The sequence below is a fragment of the Nocardia asteroides genome (genome assembly GCF_021183625.1).
Taxonomy (GTDB): domain Bacteria; phylum Actinomycetota; class Actinomycetes; order Mycobacteriales; family Mycobacteriaceae; genus Nocardia; species Nocardia asteroides_A.
The window spans coordinates 976,197-990,878 of sequence record NZ_CP089214.1; the positions used below are offsets into that span (position 1 = coordinate 976,197).

The window sequence follows — 14,682 nt, forward strand, 5'->3', positions numbered from 1 at the left end:
CGGCGGCACGCACGGTGGATCAGCCGGGGTGGAAGGGTGAGCGTGGAGTAATGCTTGCTGCACGAGCCCTGCGCCAGAGCGCCACCGATCCGCTCTCGGGTCTGGAGTTGCACGATGTTCCGGTGCCCGAACCGCCGCCGGGCTGGGCGCTGGTGCGGGTGATGGCCTCCTCGCTGAACATGCACGACGTGTGGACGCTGCGCGGGGTCGGGCATCCGCCCGAGCGGCTGCCGATCACCCTGGGCTGCGACGCGGCCGGCTACGACGCCGACGGCAACCCGGTGATCGTGCACCCGGTGATCGCCGACCCGGACGCCGGCGGCGGCGACGAGACCCTCGACCCCGGCCGCGCGTTGATGTCCGAACAGCACGATGGCACCTTCGCCGAGTACCTGACCGTGCCCGCCCGCAACCTGGTGCCCAAACCCGGCTGGCTCTCCTTCGACGAGGCCGCCTGCCTGCCGGTCGCCTGGACCACCGCCTACCGGATGCTGTTCACCAAGGCCGGAATTCGCCCCGGTGACCGCGTGCTGGTGCAGGGTGCCGGCGGCGGCGTCGCCTCGGCGGCGATCAAGCTCGCCACCGCCGCGGGCGCGATCGTCTACGCCACCAGCCGCAGCGCCGCCAAACGCGACGAGGCGCTGGCCTGGGGCGCCCGCGCGGCCCTTCCCACCGGAGAACGGCTGCCGCACAGGGTCGACGTGGTGATCGAGACAGTCGGCGAGGCCACCTGGCAGCACTCGCTCAGAGCACTTCGTCCCGGCGGCACCATCGTGGTGGCCGGGGCGACCAGCGGCCCGAACCCCAGCGCCGACCTCAACCGCATCTTCTACCTACAGCAGCGGGTACTCGGCTCCACCGGCTGCACCCGTGCCGAGCTGGTCGCCATGCTACGCATGATGGAGGCCACCGGCGTGCGGCCCGCCATCGATCGCGTGCTCCCGCTCACCGACATTCACAAGGGCCTGCAGCTCATGATCGACGGCAACCTGACCGGCAAGCTCGTCGTCCGCCCGCCCGCCCCGACCACGAGGAACGAGTCGTGACTTCCACTGCCGCCGCCGTCGGGCTTTCGCACTCTCCGCTGATCGGTCGCAACGACCCGGAGCCAGCGGTGCTGGCCCGCGTCGACGCCGCCCTCGCCGAGACCCGCGCCTTCATCGCTGACTTCGATCCCGAACTCGTCGTGCTCTACGCCCCCGACCACTACAACGGCTTCTTCTACCGCGAAATGCCGCCGTTCTGCCTGGCCACCGCCGCGCACGCGGTCGGCGACTTCGGCTCCGCCGCAGGCGATCTCTCCGTCGACCACACCGCCGCCCACGCCATCGCCCAAGGCGTCCTCGACCGCGGGGTGGACCTGACCATCTCGGCCCGGATGACCGTGGACCACGGCTTCGCCCAGCCGCTCGAGCAGCTCTTCGGCGGCATCGACCAGGTCCCGGTGGTGCCGGTCTTCGTCAACGGCGTCGCCACCCCGCTCGGCCCCTTGCACCGGATCCGCGCGCTGGGAACAGCCATCGGCCGAGCCGCCGCCGATCTGGACAAACGGGTACTGCACCTGGCCTCCGGCGGGCTCTCCCACGACCCGCCGGTACCCGTGCTCGCCGGCGCCCCGCCTCGGGTCGCCGAAGCGCTGATCGAGGGCCATCCGCCCACCCTCCAGCAACGCGCCCGCGGTGAGGAGCGTGTGGTGCAGGCCGGCCGCGACTACGTAGCCGGCACCAGCGCGATCCTGCCGATCAATCCCGACTGGGACAACGAAGTGCTGGACCTGCTCGCCGCCGGTGACCTGTCGGCCTTCGACGACTGGACCGTGGAGGCGATGAGCCGGCGCGGCGGCGGTTCCGCGCACGAGGTGCGCACCTGGGTCGCGGCCTTCGCCGCGCTCGCCGCGAACGGCGGCTATCAGCTCAAAAGCCGCTTCTACGAGCCGATTCCGGCGTGGATCGCCGGCTACGCCGCGGTAACGGCGGTGTTGGCATGACCAGCATCGACACCGCGGTGGTCGCCCACGCCGCCGACCGGCTCGAACAAGCCGCCCGCACCCGGATCGCGACCGCGCCGGTCCGCCACCTCATCGGGTCCGAGGACATCGAACTCGCCTACTCCGTGCAGGCCGAGCTGATCCGGCGCCGCGAAGCCGCGGGCGCGGTGGTCGTCGGCCGCAAGATCGGCTTGACCTCCCCGGCGGTCCAGCAGCAGCTCGGGGTCGACCAGCCCGACTTCGGGGTGCTGTTCGCCGACATGAACTACTCCGGTCCAGGTGTGATCCCGGCCGGAACCCTGCTGCAGCCGAAGGCCGAGGCCGAAATCGCCTTCGTCCTCGGCAGTGATCTTGCCGACGGCGAATTGGGTGAGGCGCAGATCCGGGCGGCGGTCGACTACGCGGTGGCCGCCCTCGAAATCGTCGACAGCCGCGTGGCCGACTGGGATATCACCATCACCGACACCGTGGCCGACAATGCCTCGAGCGGACTGTTCGTGCTCGCCGACCGACGGCTCACACTCGACGAATTCGAGCCCCGCGAGGTCGGAATGCGGCTCCACGTCGACGACATCGAGGTCGCACACGGCACCGGCACCGCCTGCCTGGGCGATCCACTGCATGCGCTGGGCTGGCTGGCCCGCATCGCACGCCAGTTCGGGAACCCGCTGCGCGCCGGGCAGATCGTGCTCTCCGGAGCCCTCGGTCCGATGGTGTCCATTCTGCCCGGCACCCGGCTGCGCGCCGACATCGGCGCGCTCGGCACCGTCACGGCCGCCTTCGAGGAGCAGCAGTGAGCAAAACCAAGATCGCCATCATCGGGTCGGGCAATATCGGCACCGACCTCATGATCAAGGTGCTGCGTACCTCCACCGAGCTCGAGATGGGCGCCATGGTCGGCATCGGTCCCGAATCCGACGGGGCTGGCCCGCGCCGCCCGATTCGGGGTACCGGCCACCCACGAGAGCGTGAACGGGCTCATCGCGCTGCCCGGCTTCGATGAGATCGACCTGATCTTCGACGCCACCTCTGCCAGCGCGCACCTCGCCGATGCGGCCACCCTGGCCCCCTACAGCAAGACCCTCATCGATCTGCCCCCGCCGCCATCGGCCGTTCGTCGTGCCGCCGGTGAACCTCGACGAGCACCTCGACGCCGGGGGCCATTGACCTCAACATGGTCACCTGCGGTGGCCAGGCGACCATCCCGGTGGTCGCCGCGGTCGCGGCGGTGACCTCGGTGCGCTACGCCGAGATCGTGGCCTCGATCTCCTCGCGCTCGGCCGGGCCCGGCACCCGCGCCGACATCGACGAATTCACCGAGACCACCGCACACGCCATCACCACCGCCGGGGGCGCAGAACGCGGCAAAGCCGTGATCATCCTGTGTTGTCGCAGCGGCTGGTGCCGGACGGGTTGTGGGCGCTGGTCGATGAGCGGGCGGTGTTCACCGCCGTGGTGTTCGTGCTGACCAGCGGGTGCGCGTGACGGATGTTGCCACCCTCGTTCGGGGTCTCGGTTCCCACGGCGCATCGCCGGTTCACCGCGTGGACCGAGGCACGGGCTATCACCGGCTCAACCAGGAGATCGTCCGCTCGATCACCGACCGGTGCCGACCGAGGCGACCGCTGGACTCGACGCCCTTGCGAGCGATCCGGACCCCGATGCCGCGGTCGCGGACCCAGGCCCGGACCTCGGCGTGGTCGTAGGCCTTATCGGCGTGCAGCTTGCCCGGGCGCCGCCGACGCTACGACAGCAAGGCCGCGCACTTCCTGGGCTTCCTCGCCCTCGCCGCGGCGTCGACCGGGTACAAGAAGCTGACGAGGGTCAACCAGTCCACATGAGACACGGTCCTATGAGGGAAGCGCTATATGTGAGCCGCTGAGCACAATTGTCCGATGCGACGGTTTCATTCGCGTTGATGTTGCCGGGTCCTCGCGGGTACCCAGGTTGCGTTCCCAGCGAGGGAACGACCCGCCCGTTATCGTGATCCGTACACGATTTCCGGCGGAAAAACGATGAGCGATCGGATCCATCTCGATTCGCACCACTTTCTCGATTCGATCGGGGTCCAGACGCACGAATCCATCACTGACGTTTCGGGAACGCCCCTTGCTGTCCACCTCGCTGATACGCACGAACAGGTCAGCGAACGGGTTATCCGACAGATGGTGAAGCTCTGCCACAGGGCTGCCGAATACTTTCATATCCGCCGGCAGTGGTGCGCCGGTAAATGTCACCACATCACTGCGCTCGCCTAGTTCGGTGTCGTCGCGGTAGCCTCCGTTCTTCAGTAGCCGCCCGCCGATCGTGGGAGTGGGAAATGCTGGGTCGTAGGTGAACGACGCCGTTGAACCCACCGGTGCCGGCTCATCGCCCAGGACTCCGCCCGGATGAAGATGTAGCGCAAACGGGGTGGTCGCCGGCGGCCAGACGTCGAGATCTACCCATTCGTCGGCTCCGGTCACCATGGCGCGGACCGGCTGGGTGCGCGGTCGTGGGGTTTCGCCGGTGAGGTGGGCGGAGAGCCAGTCGAGTGTCTCGTTCATCAAGGTGCTGGAACCCTTGCCGGCGAATTCGTAGTGATCCCAGGGTCCGACGGTGAGTGCGACCTCCACCCCCCGCTTGTTGAGACGTTCGTACTGATCGAGAGTCTGGTTCAGGAAAAGGTCCTGCCAACCGGTTTGCAGGAGCACGGGCACTTGTACGTGATCGAGACTCTTGTCCAAATTCATGGCTGTCCACTGCTCACTCGCCAGGTCGCGGTTGCTCACCCAATCGCGAAACCACGGTGCTCGATTTCCGCAGAGGCGATCGCCGGCCTCGGCAAGCGGCAGGTGCGGCATTGCCGATTCCCAGCGGCGCCGCTCGGTCAGCAGGCGATACTGGGTCTCGAGGAATCCGGACTCCTGATGCGCAACCGTGTCGCTCCAGGCCAAGAACGCGTTCAGATTGAATGCTCCGCCTTCGTAGGCAGCGCGGCTGAAGTCGTGGGGGCCGACTTGAATGACCGCGCAGGTGAGTTCGGGCGGCGGGTCCATCAGCAGCGCCCACTGGGTGAAGCCGAGGTAGGACGGCCCTGCTGTGGCAAACCGACCGTCGAACCAGGGTTGTTTGCGCAGCCACGTCATGGTGTCTGCGGCGTCGTCGACTTCTCGCACCATGGGGTCGAGCATCGGGCCACCGGATCCGAAGGTACCTCGGCAGCGAGCGAGGACAACCCGGTATCCCTGTCGGGCGTAGGGCGCTGCGAAGAGTGCGACCATGATGGCATTGGAGCCGTAGGGAGATCGGAGCAGGATCGTTCCGCGACTCGGTCCCACGGGCTCGAGGTAGTCGGCGAGAAGTTCGACCCCGTCACGTGTCGGAATCCGCAGATCGCGGGTCACCGTGTAGTCGCAGGATGGTCCTCGAACTGGGCTCCTGCGCGCGATGAGGGCGTCCGCGAACTTCTGACGACGACTCCGCGGCTGTCGGAGCGAAACGGTATCGTTACTGGGCGGCATGGTGTGGAGCTCCCAATTGTCGTTATCGGGCGAAAACGTAGTGTTGCGTGGTGGGCAAATCAGTTCGGGTACCTCATCGCCGCTGCGCGGTCGTTACCGCGAATCCCGCGACCCAGGTTGGGATCGCCTCGTAGAAGCGGTGTTTCATGGTGTAGTCGCAGGTTGCGGCGAGTGCGGCGTAGGCGGCGATCCGAGTCCCGCACCTCGTGTGCCGAGCCGCCGCCTTCGCGGGCCATCCAGTCCACGGTCCAGTTGTCGAATTCGGCGAGTTCGCCGTTCTGCACCAGGTCCAGCAGTTGGTCGTCCCAGGATGACAGGCAACCGCTCCGGTGGATGACCGACGCCGCGCAGTGTCCACGGGTCGTGCATGTTCAGTGCACTCGCCACCACCCGCACCAGCGTCCTGCCCGGACTCGGGCACCGGGACGGGACCTCGGGTACCACCAGACCCGACAGCGGATCGGTGGCGCTCTGGGAAATGGCCTGTGCTGCAGACATGAGATCACACTCGCGCCTCCGGGCAGCGGCGCCCTAGCCCGCGTGCCGCACGGCGGAACAGCGGTCCCGAAACGGGCCGGTATCGACGCCCGCGTGCCGCACGACGGAACAGGCGCTGGAACCACCCGATGCGGACGGCTTCGCTGAAGTCATGACTTCCACCGGCTGTTCCTGGCACACGCCGACCAGTTCCAGAAGCCGGGCGACTTCTTCGGTACCGACATGGGCGAGGACCCGGCCATCGTCACGATAGACAAGCAGCGGCGCGTACGTGCGTAGGCCCACCCATGATAGGTGCAGGTCCAGCGCCATAGTCGGCGCGGCACACCCGGGCTCCGCGGTGCCGGCACGAGTTCTTCGCGGTAACCGCCATGCTCGCCGCCCTGGCCCGGGTACCCGGCTGCTTCGACACCGGGCTTCCGCATCTGCGCACCGTCGTGGTGGCCGGAGCGCCGGTGCCGTCCTCGCTGATCGGGCTCTTCGCCGATCATGGCAACGTGCTGCGGCAGGCATGGGAGCTGACCGAAACCACGCCCTGCGCCACCCACCTGCCCGCCGAAGACGTGGTCCGGAACCTCGACCGTGTACCCGGTACCCGACCGTGACGTTCGGCCGCGCCTCAGTCCGCGCTCGTCGACGGCGATTCGGCGCGGCCGACGAATGGGCGCGTCGGAGCGAACCGGCCCACCCGGGGCACGGTGGTCACCACATGCGCCACAACCCGCTCGGTCAGGGAGACGTGCAGGTGTGGGACATCGCCGGGGAACCGTACGAAATCACCGGCGGCCAGATCGACAGTGTCGCTCACCGGCCCGGTCCGAAGTTTGCCGGTGACCACGTACACATGATGCAGGGTGCCCGCCGCATGCGGGTCGATGATCGACGGCGATCCGCCGGCCCGCTCGAGGCGCAACATCAGTGTGCGTACATCGCCCGACCCGTAGGTCTCGTCCAGCAGCCGCTCCGACCAGTTGGCCCTCGACGTCCACTGCGCCTCCTCGGCGCGTTGGACGTATACCGGCGTCCCCCATTCGGTCAGCAGTCGACGCGCCGGGACGCCCAGCGCCGCCCCGAGCAGGGACAGCGTCTCTACCGTCGGATTGCCCGAGCCCTGCTCGATCTTCGACAGCGTCTGCTTGGACAGCCCCGAGCGGCGGGCCAGGTCCCCGAGCGAAAGGTCCCGTTCCAGCCGATAGCGCCGGACATTGCGGGCAACCACATCGTTCTCGCTCGGATGGCTGTCAACTGCACTGCGCATGCCTCCATTGTGGGTCACGCCCGCGAACGAAGCCGGCAGCGGATTCATGCCGTACGTTCCAGCCGACGACGTGCCAGAGCCTGTGTCGCCGCAGCACACACCTGACGCAGAGTTGTCTCGAGCCGGTGCATGTCCATCTGTCCCTGGGGGCCGGATACAGACAGTCCGGCCATCGCGTGCCCGTGACCGTCGAACACCGGAACGGCAAGGCAGGACAATCCGATTCGGCTCTCCTGATTGTCGATCGCGCGCCCGGCCGCGCGGACTGCCACCAGTTCGGCGCTCAGCCGGACCGGATCGGTGATCGTGTACGGCGTCAGCGCCGTCAGCGGGTGCGCCAGCACATCCGACGCCATATCAGGGGTATAGGCCAGCAGTGCCTTGCCGATGGCCGTACCGTGCGCCGGCAGCCGCCCCCCGATGCGGGACGGCGCCGTGGCGGTACGGTGCCCGTACAGCTTGGCCAGATATACCACGTCGGTGCCGTGCAGAGCGGCCAAATGCACTGTGTGCCGGGTTCTTTCGTACAGGTCGGTCAGAAACGGCAATAGCAGGTCCCGAACGCGCTCGTGCTCCGGCGCATAGACCGCCTGGCCGAGTTGATGCAACCGGGCGCCCAACCGGTATCCGGTACCCGCCCGTTCCACCACCCCGCTGCGCTCCAACATCCCCAGCAGCCGGAAGGCAGTCGACTTGCTCAACTGCGTCCGCCGCGCCAGTTCACTGACGCCCAGACCCGCACTCGCTTCGCCCCCGAACGCCACGAGCAGACTGATCGCCTTCTCCACGGCCGCCCGATCATCACGCACAGGCTCAGCAAAGGATGTCGTCATGCTGGCTCCTACAATTCGAACCCGTCAACTTCAGTGGGCAAACAGAACTTTTACATGACACATAGTCCGGTTCGAACTGGGTGTGCGTCAATGGTGACGGACGTACATTAAAAGTGACGGCCCATCGAGGCGCTCCTGGTCTGCCGTGGCCCAGTCCTGCGGCCTGGCCGCAATGATGCAGCCGTACGGCTATCTGTTGTCCGATCGGCATAGGCCCGACCGGGCCGGTTGCGACCACCGGCCGTCTCACACGGCGCCCCGGTGCTACCCCATGGCGATCCGTCGGCCATCTTCTGTCGACGCAGAGTAACATTCACATCTGTGTCAAGCTGACGGACGGGACAAGGATGCGCATCGGTGAACTGGCGAAGCGGACGGGAGTTCCGCCGCGGATGCTGCGCTATTACGAGGAGCAGGGTCTGATCGCGCCCCGGCGACTGGGCAACGGGTATCGGGAATACGACGAGTACCTTGTCGATCGAGTGATGAAGGTGCGCGGCTTGCTCGACTCCGGCATCCCGACGCGCATCATCGGTGACCTGCTCCCCTGCCTCGGCCGGCCTAAGGACATCGTGGTTTCGGACCCTGACCCCGAACTGCGCGAGACCCTCGTGCGTGAGTGCGAACGGATGACGGAGCGCATCGCGTTCCTCGAGCACAACCGGGACGCGCTCGAGCGCTACATCGAGGCAATGGACCGCAGCTCGCAGCGGAGCGCACGCTCGCGTGCGAGCGGAGCCTCCGAGGTAGGACGCAGGTCACAGCAAGGCGCCGCGAGCCAGACTTGACATTGACATTGATGTGAAGCTTGCACGATGGACGGATGGATCAGCAGACGGTGCCGCCGAGGGCGGCCCCCCGCAGCGCCCGGCTCCCACTGAGCGGGCTTCTCGCCCTCGCCGCCAGCGGCTTCCTCACCGCCACGCTGGAAACAATGCCCGCCGGCATCCTTCCCGCGATGAGTGCGGGCCTCGGCGTCTCCGAGGTCGCGGCAGGGCAGACCGTCACCGTCTACGCACTCGGATCGATTGCGGGAGCCATCCCGATCATCAGCGCGACGGCAGGTTGGCCCCGGCGGCGCCTCTTGGTCATGGCCCTGGTCGGATACCTCGCCACGGTCTTGGTCGTCGCGGTGTCGCCGTCCTTCGCGTTGACGCTCGTCGCGCGGTTCATCACCGGTGTTTTCGCGGGCGTGATGTGGGGGATCCTGGCGGGGTACGCGAGCCGGATGTCACCACCGGAGCATCGAGGGCGCGGGCTCGCGATCGCCCTGTCCGGTCCGCCCGTCGCGATGGCCTTCGGCACGCCGCTGGGGGCGCTGCTGGCGAGCGCGGTGGGTTGGCGGGTGACCTTCCTGGCGATGGCGATTCTCGTTGCAGCCGTGCTGGTCTGGGTGCGCGCGGTGGTCCCGGACTTCCCCGGCCAGGGCAAATCTGAACGAATGTCGATCGCCCGGACGGTCCGGCTGCCCGGCGTGGCCGCGGTGATCACGGCTTCCGTGCTTCTGATCATGGGTCATTACGCCCTCTACACGTATGCGTCGTCCGTCCTTTCCGCCCGGGGAATGGCCGGCAGTGTCAGCGCCTTCCTCCTGACCTTCGGTGTGTGCGCGCTGCTGGGGCTCTGGGGAACGGGCGTCCTCGTCGACCGGCACCTGCGTGGTCTCATGGTCGTCGGCGTGCTGGTCCTGGCCGCGGGCATGCTCGGGCTCGGTCTGCTCGTCCAGTCGCCGGTGGCGCTCTTTCTCAGTGCCGCGGTGTGGGGTCTCGGGTTCGGCGGAGCCGGTACCGCCATCCCGCAGACGGCGCTGACCAATGCCGCCGGCGCCGCGGTCGATACGGCCCAGGCAGTGCTGGTGACAGGGTGGAACCTCGGCATCGCGGCGGGCGGGGTGATCGGCGGATCGGTTGTCGCGGGGATCGGCAGCGGTGCGCTCCCCTTCGTCACGCTCGCGTTCCTGGTGCCGGTGTTCGCCATCGTGGTCGTGGCGCGGCGGCACGGCTTCCCGCGGCCCGGCCTCCGAATCAGCCGCATCGGAACCGCTTCCGACACCTCTCCTTCGACAGAGGCATTCTCATGACCGATCGCACGATGATTCTCGGCCTGCACCTGGGTTCCGGGTATGGCTCTCAGAGCCTGTCGTGGCGCGCCGAGGGGGTCGATCCCGCCAGCTACACGAACCTCGACGCCCAGGTGCGGTGCGCCCAGAAGGCCGAGCGCGGCAAGTTCGCCTTCCTGTTCCTTCCCGATTCGCTCGCCATGACCCGCGGTATCGCCCGCGAGGTTCCGCAGGCCACCTCCTCGAGACGTTCCTCGTCGCAGGCCGTGGCCGAGTACCGATGACCCGCCGACGTCCGCGGCCTGTGGGCCCGGCTCGCGCGTCAGTTCATGGCGACGGAGCCAGTCCGGCCGCGGTGCGCATGGCGGCGCGGCCGCGCTGGGCGGCGGATTCGTCGCCGAGCAGCTGAACTTCCTGGTTGACCGCCATCGAGATGCCGATGAGCACGGTGGCGATCTCCTCGGGCGGTCGATGCGAAGCAGCACTTTCCTGTTGTGCCGCAGTGATTTCGGCGATGAGAAGGGCGCGCCATTCAGTGACGACCGTATGCAGGCGAGCCCGCAACGCTCCGGGCCGCCCATCGAGCTCGGTCGATGCCGCGGTGACGAAACATCCACCGGGAAACGGACAGTCGGCCAGATAGGCGATCCAGGAATCGATCAGTCCAGCCAGGCGCGCCGCGCCGGGAGGCACCTCCGCCAGCGGGGTGAGCACTGTGGTCCGAAAGATCTGGCCTGCCTGTTCGAGCGCGGCGTTCTGCAGGTTTTCGCGGGATCCGAAGGGGCCGACGACCCCCGCCTTGCTCATCGCGAGCCGGTCGGCGAGTGACCCGATGGTGAGACCTTCCAGACCGACGCACGACGCCGCGCCGACCGCGGCCCGCACGATTCCGTCCCGGGTACGGGCCGCTTCGGCGAACGAGTTGCGTGGAGACATCCGTCCATTATAGCGGTTGATCGTTCGCTATTATCAGCGCGGACGATCGAATGCTGACGAGAGAGTGCCCTATGAGTGATCTGTTACGACTCGACGCGACGGCCCTGGCGCTGATCGCTCACGATGTGGCCACTGTTTCCGATGCGGACCTGCACGCGCCGACTCCGTGTGCGGGCTGGACCGTCGCGGACCTCCTGCGGCACATGAACGAACGCCACGAAGCCGTCATCGAGTCCGTCTTCGCGCCCATCGCCGACCACGCCGACAACCCCCGCGACGATTTCGCGCGCACAGCCGCACGGTGGGTGGTCGCCATGGAACAGACCGGCGATGTCGTGAACCTGCCACAGCGCGGCCCGATGGCGACCGACACAGTGCTGTCGGTCCACTTCGTCGACATGCTCGTGCACCGCTGGGACCTGTCCCGCGCGTTGTCCCGCCCCTGCCCGGTGCCGGACCGGCTCACCGCCCTCGCATTGCCGATCGCCCGGTCGATCACCGGGCCCGGCAGTACGCTCAACGGCCCGGATGGCGTCTACCGGCCCCCGGTGCAGCCCGATCGACCGCTATCCGCTGTGGACGCCATCGCGGCCCTGCTCGGCCGGGATCCCCACTGGAAGCGCCCACGGGATTCTCTTTTCGTCGACCCGCTGCATTCGTAGCCCGCATGCCTGGCGCCGATTCCCGCCGCCCGGCCCCCCGATGCGGCATGCTGGAGGCGACACATCGAGCAGGGGGAGGGCAGATGGGCGAGGCGTCGAGCGTGCCGGTGGCCGGAGTGGCGATGACCGCGATCGGGGTGGCGGTGATCAGGGCGAAGGAGAGCGAGCGGCCCGACCGCCTCTACGACGACCCGTTCGCGGCGGCCTTCGTCGCCGCCGCACGCCCCGGTTTCGACGCCGAGCGTTGGCAGCAGTTCCGCACCCTGGCCGAGAGGTTCCAGGAGGGGCGCAGCGTCGCCGTCCGGCTCGCCGACGACCGGGTACGCGAGGCCGTCGACTCGGGCATCCGCCAGCTGGTGCTGCTCGGCGCCGGACTCGACACCCGCGCCTTCCGCCTCGAGCTCCCGCCGGACACCACCGTCTTCGAGATCGACCTGCCCGAAACCTTCGCGTTCAAGGAACCGGTGCTCGGCGACGCCGTCCCGCGCTGCGGCCGCGCGGTGATCGCCGCCGACCTGCGCGAGAACTGGGCAGAGCCGCTGCGTGCACACGGTTTCCGGCCCGACCGTCCGACCGGCTGGATCGACGAGGGAACCCTCGGCTACCTCCCCGCGGATGACACCCGCTCGATCGTCGGCACTCTCACCGAGCTCTCCGCCCCCGGCAGCCGGTTCGCGGTCAACCGCGTCGCCTCCGACACCGCCAGCACCGACCGCTACCGGGAACTGCACGAGCTGGTCGCCGCGGGCGACCCCGATCGGGGCGCGGGCCCCGAGTCCGAGATCGAGTTCCTGCTCCGCGATCTCGGCTGGGACACCGAATTCCAGAGCTGGAACGAGGCCGTCACCGCGCTCGGCCGCACCGCCGCCCTGGCCGGCCCCGAGGTCGGCACGATCGCCGCCGTCCGCAGCGCGAGACCGGGGGCGCGGATCGTCGGATAGGTTGGGAGCGTGGCGGTTCCCTCGTATCTCCAGCCCTTCGTGCTGCCCCTGCCCGAGCATCCGCGGCGCCGGGAGGGCACGATCGACATCTACTCCCCCGGCCCTGGCCCGCACCCGGTGGTCGTGCTGGTGCACGGCGGGCCGGTGCCACCCGATATCCCGGTCGCCCCGCGCGACTGGCCGATGTTCGCCGGGTACGGCGCGCTGCTGGCCGGACAGGGGCTGCTCGCGGTCACCGTCGACCACCGCCTGCACAGCCCGGCCGGCTACGCCGACGCCGCCGCGGATGTCGCCGAGGCCGTGCAGCGGGCCAGGGCGCTGCCGGAGGCCGATCCGGAGCGGGTCGCGCTCTGGTTCTTCTCCGGCGGCGGGCTGCTCGCCGCCGATTGGCTGCGCGAACCGCCGCGATGGCTGCGCTGCCTGGCGCTCACCTACCCGCTGCTCGCCCGGCCCGAAGGCTGGGGCGTCGACCCCCGCTTCTCCCCCGTCGACGCGGTCGCGGACGCCGGTGAACTGCCGGTGCTGCTCACCCGGGCCGGACGCGAGGCGCCGGAATTCGCCGCCGGGGTCGCCGCCTTCACCGAGGCCGCCGAGCGGCACGGGATCGGCGTCGAGGTGATCGACGTGCCGAACGGGCAGCACAGCTTCGACATCCTCGACCACACCGACGAGTCGCGCACCGCGGTCGAGCGTGCGGCGCTATGGGTCGGGGAGAGCCTGCGGCGCTGAACGTCCAGGGGATCGACGGTGCCCGAGCCGAACAGCTGCGCGCTCAAGCGGGCACGACGCGTACCGGCATCTCGACGATGCCGGTGAACTGGTACGACCGGAGCCGAGGAGTCGGGCCGGTGATCTCGATCAGCGCCAGTTTGCGCGCGAGTGTGGCGAACATGATCTCGATCTCCATCACCGCCAGGTGTTTGCCGATGCAGAAGTGCGGGCCGCCCCCGCCGAAACCGAGGTGCGGGTTGGGGTTGCGGCCGATGTCGAACTTCTCGGGCTCGGCGAAGACCGCCTCGTCCCGGTTGGCCGAAACCAGGTGCGCCATGATCTTCTCCCCCGCGGGGATGAGCCGGCCACCCACCTCGGTGTCCGCGGTCGTGGTGCGGCGGAAGACCTTGGTCGGCGAGACCCAGCGCACGATCTCCTCGGCGGCGGTCGGCGCCAGTTCGGGATCGTTCCGCAGCCGGGCCCACTGGTCGGGAAACCGAGCGAAGGCCTCGACGCCACCCGCGATCGAATAGCGGGTGGTCTCGTTGCCCGCGACGGTCATCAGGATGAAGAAGGCCTGGAACTCCTCGTCGGTGAGTTCATTCCCGTGCTCGTCCTTGCTGACCATCCGCGTCACCGTGTCCTCCAGCGGGCAGCGGCGGCGCTCGTTCCCCAGCTCCGAGGCGTATCCGGACATCTCGATGACCGCTCGCCGGGTCTGCTCGGCACCGCCCTGCTCGTGATCGGTCTGACCGGCGATCGCCCGCGACCATTCGAAGATGTGCTGCCGGTCCGCGCGCGGAATCCCCATGAGTTCGGCGATCACGATCAGCGGCAACTCGGCGGCGAGCGTGCGCACGAGGTCGAACTCGCCGACGGCGATCGCCTGATCCACCAGCGCCTCGCATTCGGCGACCACCCGCGGCCGCACCCGCTGGATGGCGCGCGGAGTGAAACCGCGATTCACCAGGGAGCGAACCCGGCTGTGCCGGGGCGGATCCTGATGAATCATCATGCGGCGCTGGACGTCGATGGCGACCTCGTCGAACTCCTGCGGCTGTGAGCCCTTGCGCTCGGAGGAGAACAGCTCCGGATGCCGCGCCACGTGCACGATGTCGGCGTGCCGGGTCAGTGCCCAGTGCCCCTCCGGCACCTCGGGGTCGGGGTGGTGGAAGACCGGCGCCTGCCGCCGCAGGATCGCGAAATCGTCGTAGGGCGGCCCGTCGAGGTAACGCTCCTGATCGAAGACATCGATGGTGTCGAGACTGGTCAACGGGTAACTCCTTCATGATCC

General features: G+C 68.6%; 16 protein-coding genes and 3 pseudogenes. 12 read left to right on the forward strand and 7 right to left on the reverse strand.

Features of this window, described 5'->3' with window-relative positions:
* The first annotated feature begins 50 nt into the window (after window positions 1-50).
* From LTT61_RS04885 to LTT61_RS04905, 5 genes and pseudogenes are all read left to right on the forward strand, one after another.
* Entirely contained in the window at window positions 51-1,046 is a 996-nt protein-coding gene (locus LTT61_RS04885; protein ID WP_233018735.1) for a zinc-binding dehydrogenase, read from the forward strand.
* Window positions 1,043-1,987, forward strand: a complete 945-nt coding sequence (locus LTT61_RS04890; protein WP_233018736.1) for a 3-carboxyethylcatechol 2,3-dioxygenase — start codon at window positions 1,043-1,045, stop codon at window positions 1,985-1,987. The genes LTT61_RS04885 and LTT61_RS04890 overlap by 4 nt, the downstream gene beginning before the upstream one ends.
* Entirely contained in the window at window positions 1,984-2,784 is an 801-nt protein-coding gene (locus tag LTT61_RS04895) for a 2-keto-4-pentenoate hydratase (protein ID WP_233018737.1), read from the forward strand. The genes LTT61_RS04890 and LTT61_RS04895 overlap by 4 nt, the downstream gene beginning before the upstream one ends.
* A gap of 50 nt (window positions 2,785-2,834) precedes the next feature.
* Window positions 2,835-3,371 (forward strand): annotated as a pseudogene (locus LTT61_RS04900) (acetaldehyde dehydrogenase); the annotation flags it as partial.
* A 35-nt stretch (window positions 3,372-3,406) separates the two neighbouring features.
* A pseudogene (locus tag LTT61_RS04905) lies at window positions 3,407-3,539 on the forward strand (transposase); the annotation flags it as partial.
* A gap of 15 nt (window positions 3,540-3,554) precedes the next feature.
* Here the strand turns inward: LTT61_RS04905 and LTT61_RS04910 are convergent.
* From LTT61_RS04910 to LTT61_RS04920, 3 genes and pseudogenes are all read right to left on the reverse strand, one after another.
* Window positions 3,555-3,728 (reverse strand): annotated as a pseudogene (locus LTT61_RS04910) (IS5/IS1182 family transposase); the annotation flags it as partial.
* Window positions 3,729-3,837: 109 nt separating this feature from the next.
* A complete protein-coding gene (locus LTT61_RS04915) occupies window positions 3,838-5,373 on the reverse strand; it encodes a CocE/NonD family hydrolase (protein ID WP_233018738.1) in 1,536 nt (511 codons plus the stop codon).
* A gap of 648 nt (window positions 5,374-6,021) precedes the next feature.
* Entirely contained in the window at window positions 6,022-6,300 is a 279-nt protein-coding gene (locus LTT61_RS04920; protein ID WP_233018739.1) for a hypothetical protein, read from the reverse strand.
* A 59-nt stretch (window positions 6,301-6,359) separates the two neighbouring features.
* Here LTT61_RS04920 and LTT61_RS04925 point away from each other — a divergent pair, with 59 nt between their 5' ends.
* On the forward strand, window positions 6,360-6,593 hold the full coding sequence (locus tag LTT61_RS04925; protein WP_233018740.1) for a hypothetical protein: 234 nt from the start codon (window positions 6,360-6,362) through the stop codon (window positions 6,591-6,593).
* Window positions 6,594-6,607: 14 nt separating this feature from the next.
* On the opposite strand, the gene LTT61_RS04930 is transcribed toward LTT61_RS04925, so the two are convergent.
* Window positions 6,608-7,246 carry a helix-turn-helix domain-containing protein gene (locus LTT61_RS04930; RefSeq protein ID WP_233020876.1) on the reverse strand — a complete coding sequence of 213 codons (639 nt, stop codon included), beginning with the start codon at window positions 7,244-7,246 and terminating at the stop codon, window positions 6,608-6,610.
* Window positions 7,247-7,290: 44 nt separating this feature from the next.
* Window positions 7,291-8,079 carry an IclR family transcriptional regulator gene (locus tag LTT61_RS04935; protein ID WP_233018741.1) on the reverse strand — a complete coding sequence of 263 codons (789 nt, stop codon included), beginning with the start codon at window positions 8,077-8,079 and terminating at the stop codon, window positions 7,291-7,293.
* 347 nt (window positions 8,080-8,426) lie between these two features.
* Between LTT61_RS04935 and LTT61_RS04940 the strand changes: the two genes are divergently transcribed.
* The 3 genes from LTT61_RS04940 to LTT61_RS04950 are packed head-to-tail and all read left to right on the forward strand — an operon-like array spanning window position 8,427 to window position 10,422.
* A complete protein-coding gene (locus tag LTT61_RS04940) occupies window positions 8,427-8,867 on the forward strand; it encodes a MerR family transcriptional regulator (protein ID WP_233018742.1) in 441 nt (146 codons plus the stop codon).
* A 35-nt stretch (window positions 8,868-8,902) separates the two neighbouring features.
* A complete protein-coding gene (locus tag LTT61_RS04945; protein WP_233018743.1) occupies window positions 8,903-10,159 on the forward strand; it encodes an MFS transporter in 1,257 nt (418 codons plus the stop codon).
* Entirely contained in the window at window positions 10,156-10,422 is a 267-nt protein-coding gene (locus LTT61_RS04950; RefSeq protein ID WP_233018744.1) for a hypothetical protein, read from the forward strand. The genes LTT61_RS04945 and LTT61_RS04950 overlap by 4 nt, the downstream gene beginning before the upstream one ends.
* Window positions 10,423-10,465: 43 nt before the next feature.
* Here LTT61_RS04950 and LTT61_RS04955 read toward each other — a convergent pair whose 3' ends face one another.
* A complete protein-coding gene (locus LTT61_RS04955) occupies window positions 10,466-11,074 on the reverse strand; it encodes a TetR/AcrR family transcriptional regulator (protein WP_233018745.1) in 609 nt (202 codons plus the stop codon).
* Window positions 11,075-11,145: 71 nt separating this feature from the next.
* Between LTT61_RS04955 and LTT61_RS04960 the strand changes: the two genes are divergently transcribed.
* The 3 genes from LTT61_RS04960 (at window position 11,146) to LTT61_RS04970 (ending at window position 13,406) form a co-directional block, all read left to right on the forward strand.
* Window positions 11,146-11,736 (forward strand): maleylpyruvate isomerase family mycothiol-dependent enzyme, encoded by a 591-nt coding sequence (locus tag LTT61_RS04960; RefSeq protein ID WP_233018746.1) that lies wholly within the window; start codon window positions 11,146-11,148, stop codon window positions 11,734-11,736.
* A gap of 83 nt (window positions 11,737-11,819) precedes the next feature.
* Window positions 11,820-12,677 (forward strand): SAM-dependent methyltransferase, encoded by an 858-nt coding sequence (locus LTT61_RS04965; RefSeq protein ID WP_233018747.1) that lies wholly within the window; start codon window positions 11,820-11,822, stop codon window positions 12,675-12,677.
* Between the two features lie 9 nt (window positions 12,678-12,686).
* Entirely contained in the window at window positions 12,687-13,406 is a 720-nt protein-coding gene (locus LTT61_RS04970; RefSeq protein ID WP_233018748.1) for an alpha/beta hydrolase, read from the forward strand.
* A 43-nt stretch (window positions 13,407-13,449) separates the two neighbouring features.
* On the opposite strand, the gene LTT61_RS04975 is transcribed toward LTT61_RS04970, so the two are convergent.
* On the reverse strand, window positions 13,450-14,661 hold the full coding sequence (locus LTT61_RS04975; protein ID WP_233018749.1) for a cytochrome P450: 1,212 nt from the start codon (window positions 14,659-14,661) through the stop codon (window positions 13,450-13,452).
* Window positions 14,662-14,682 lie beyond the last annotated feature (21 nt).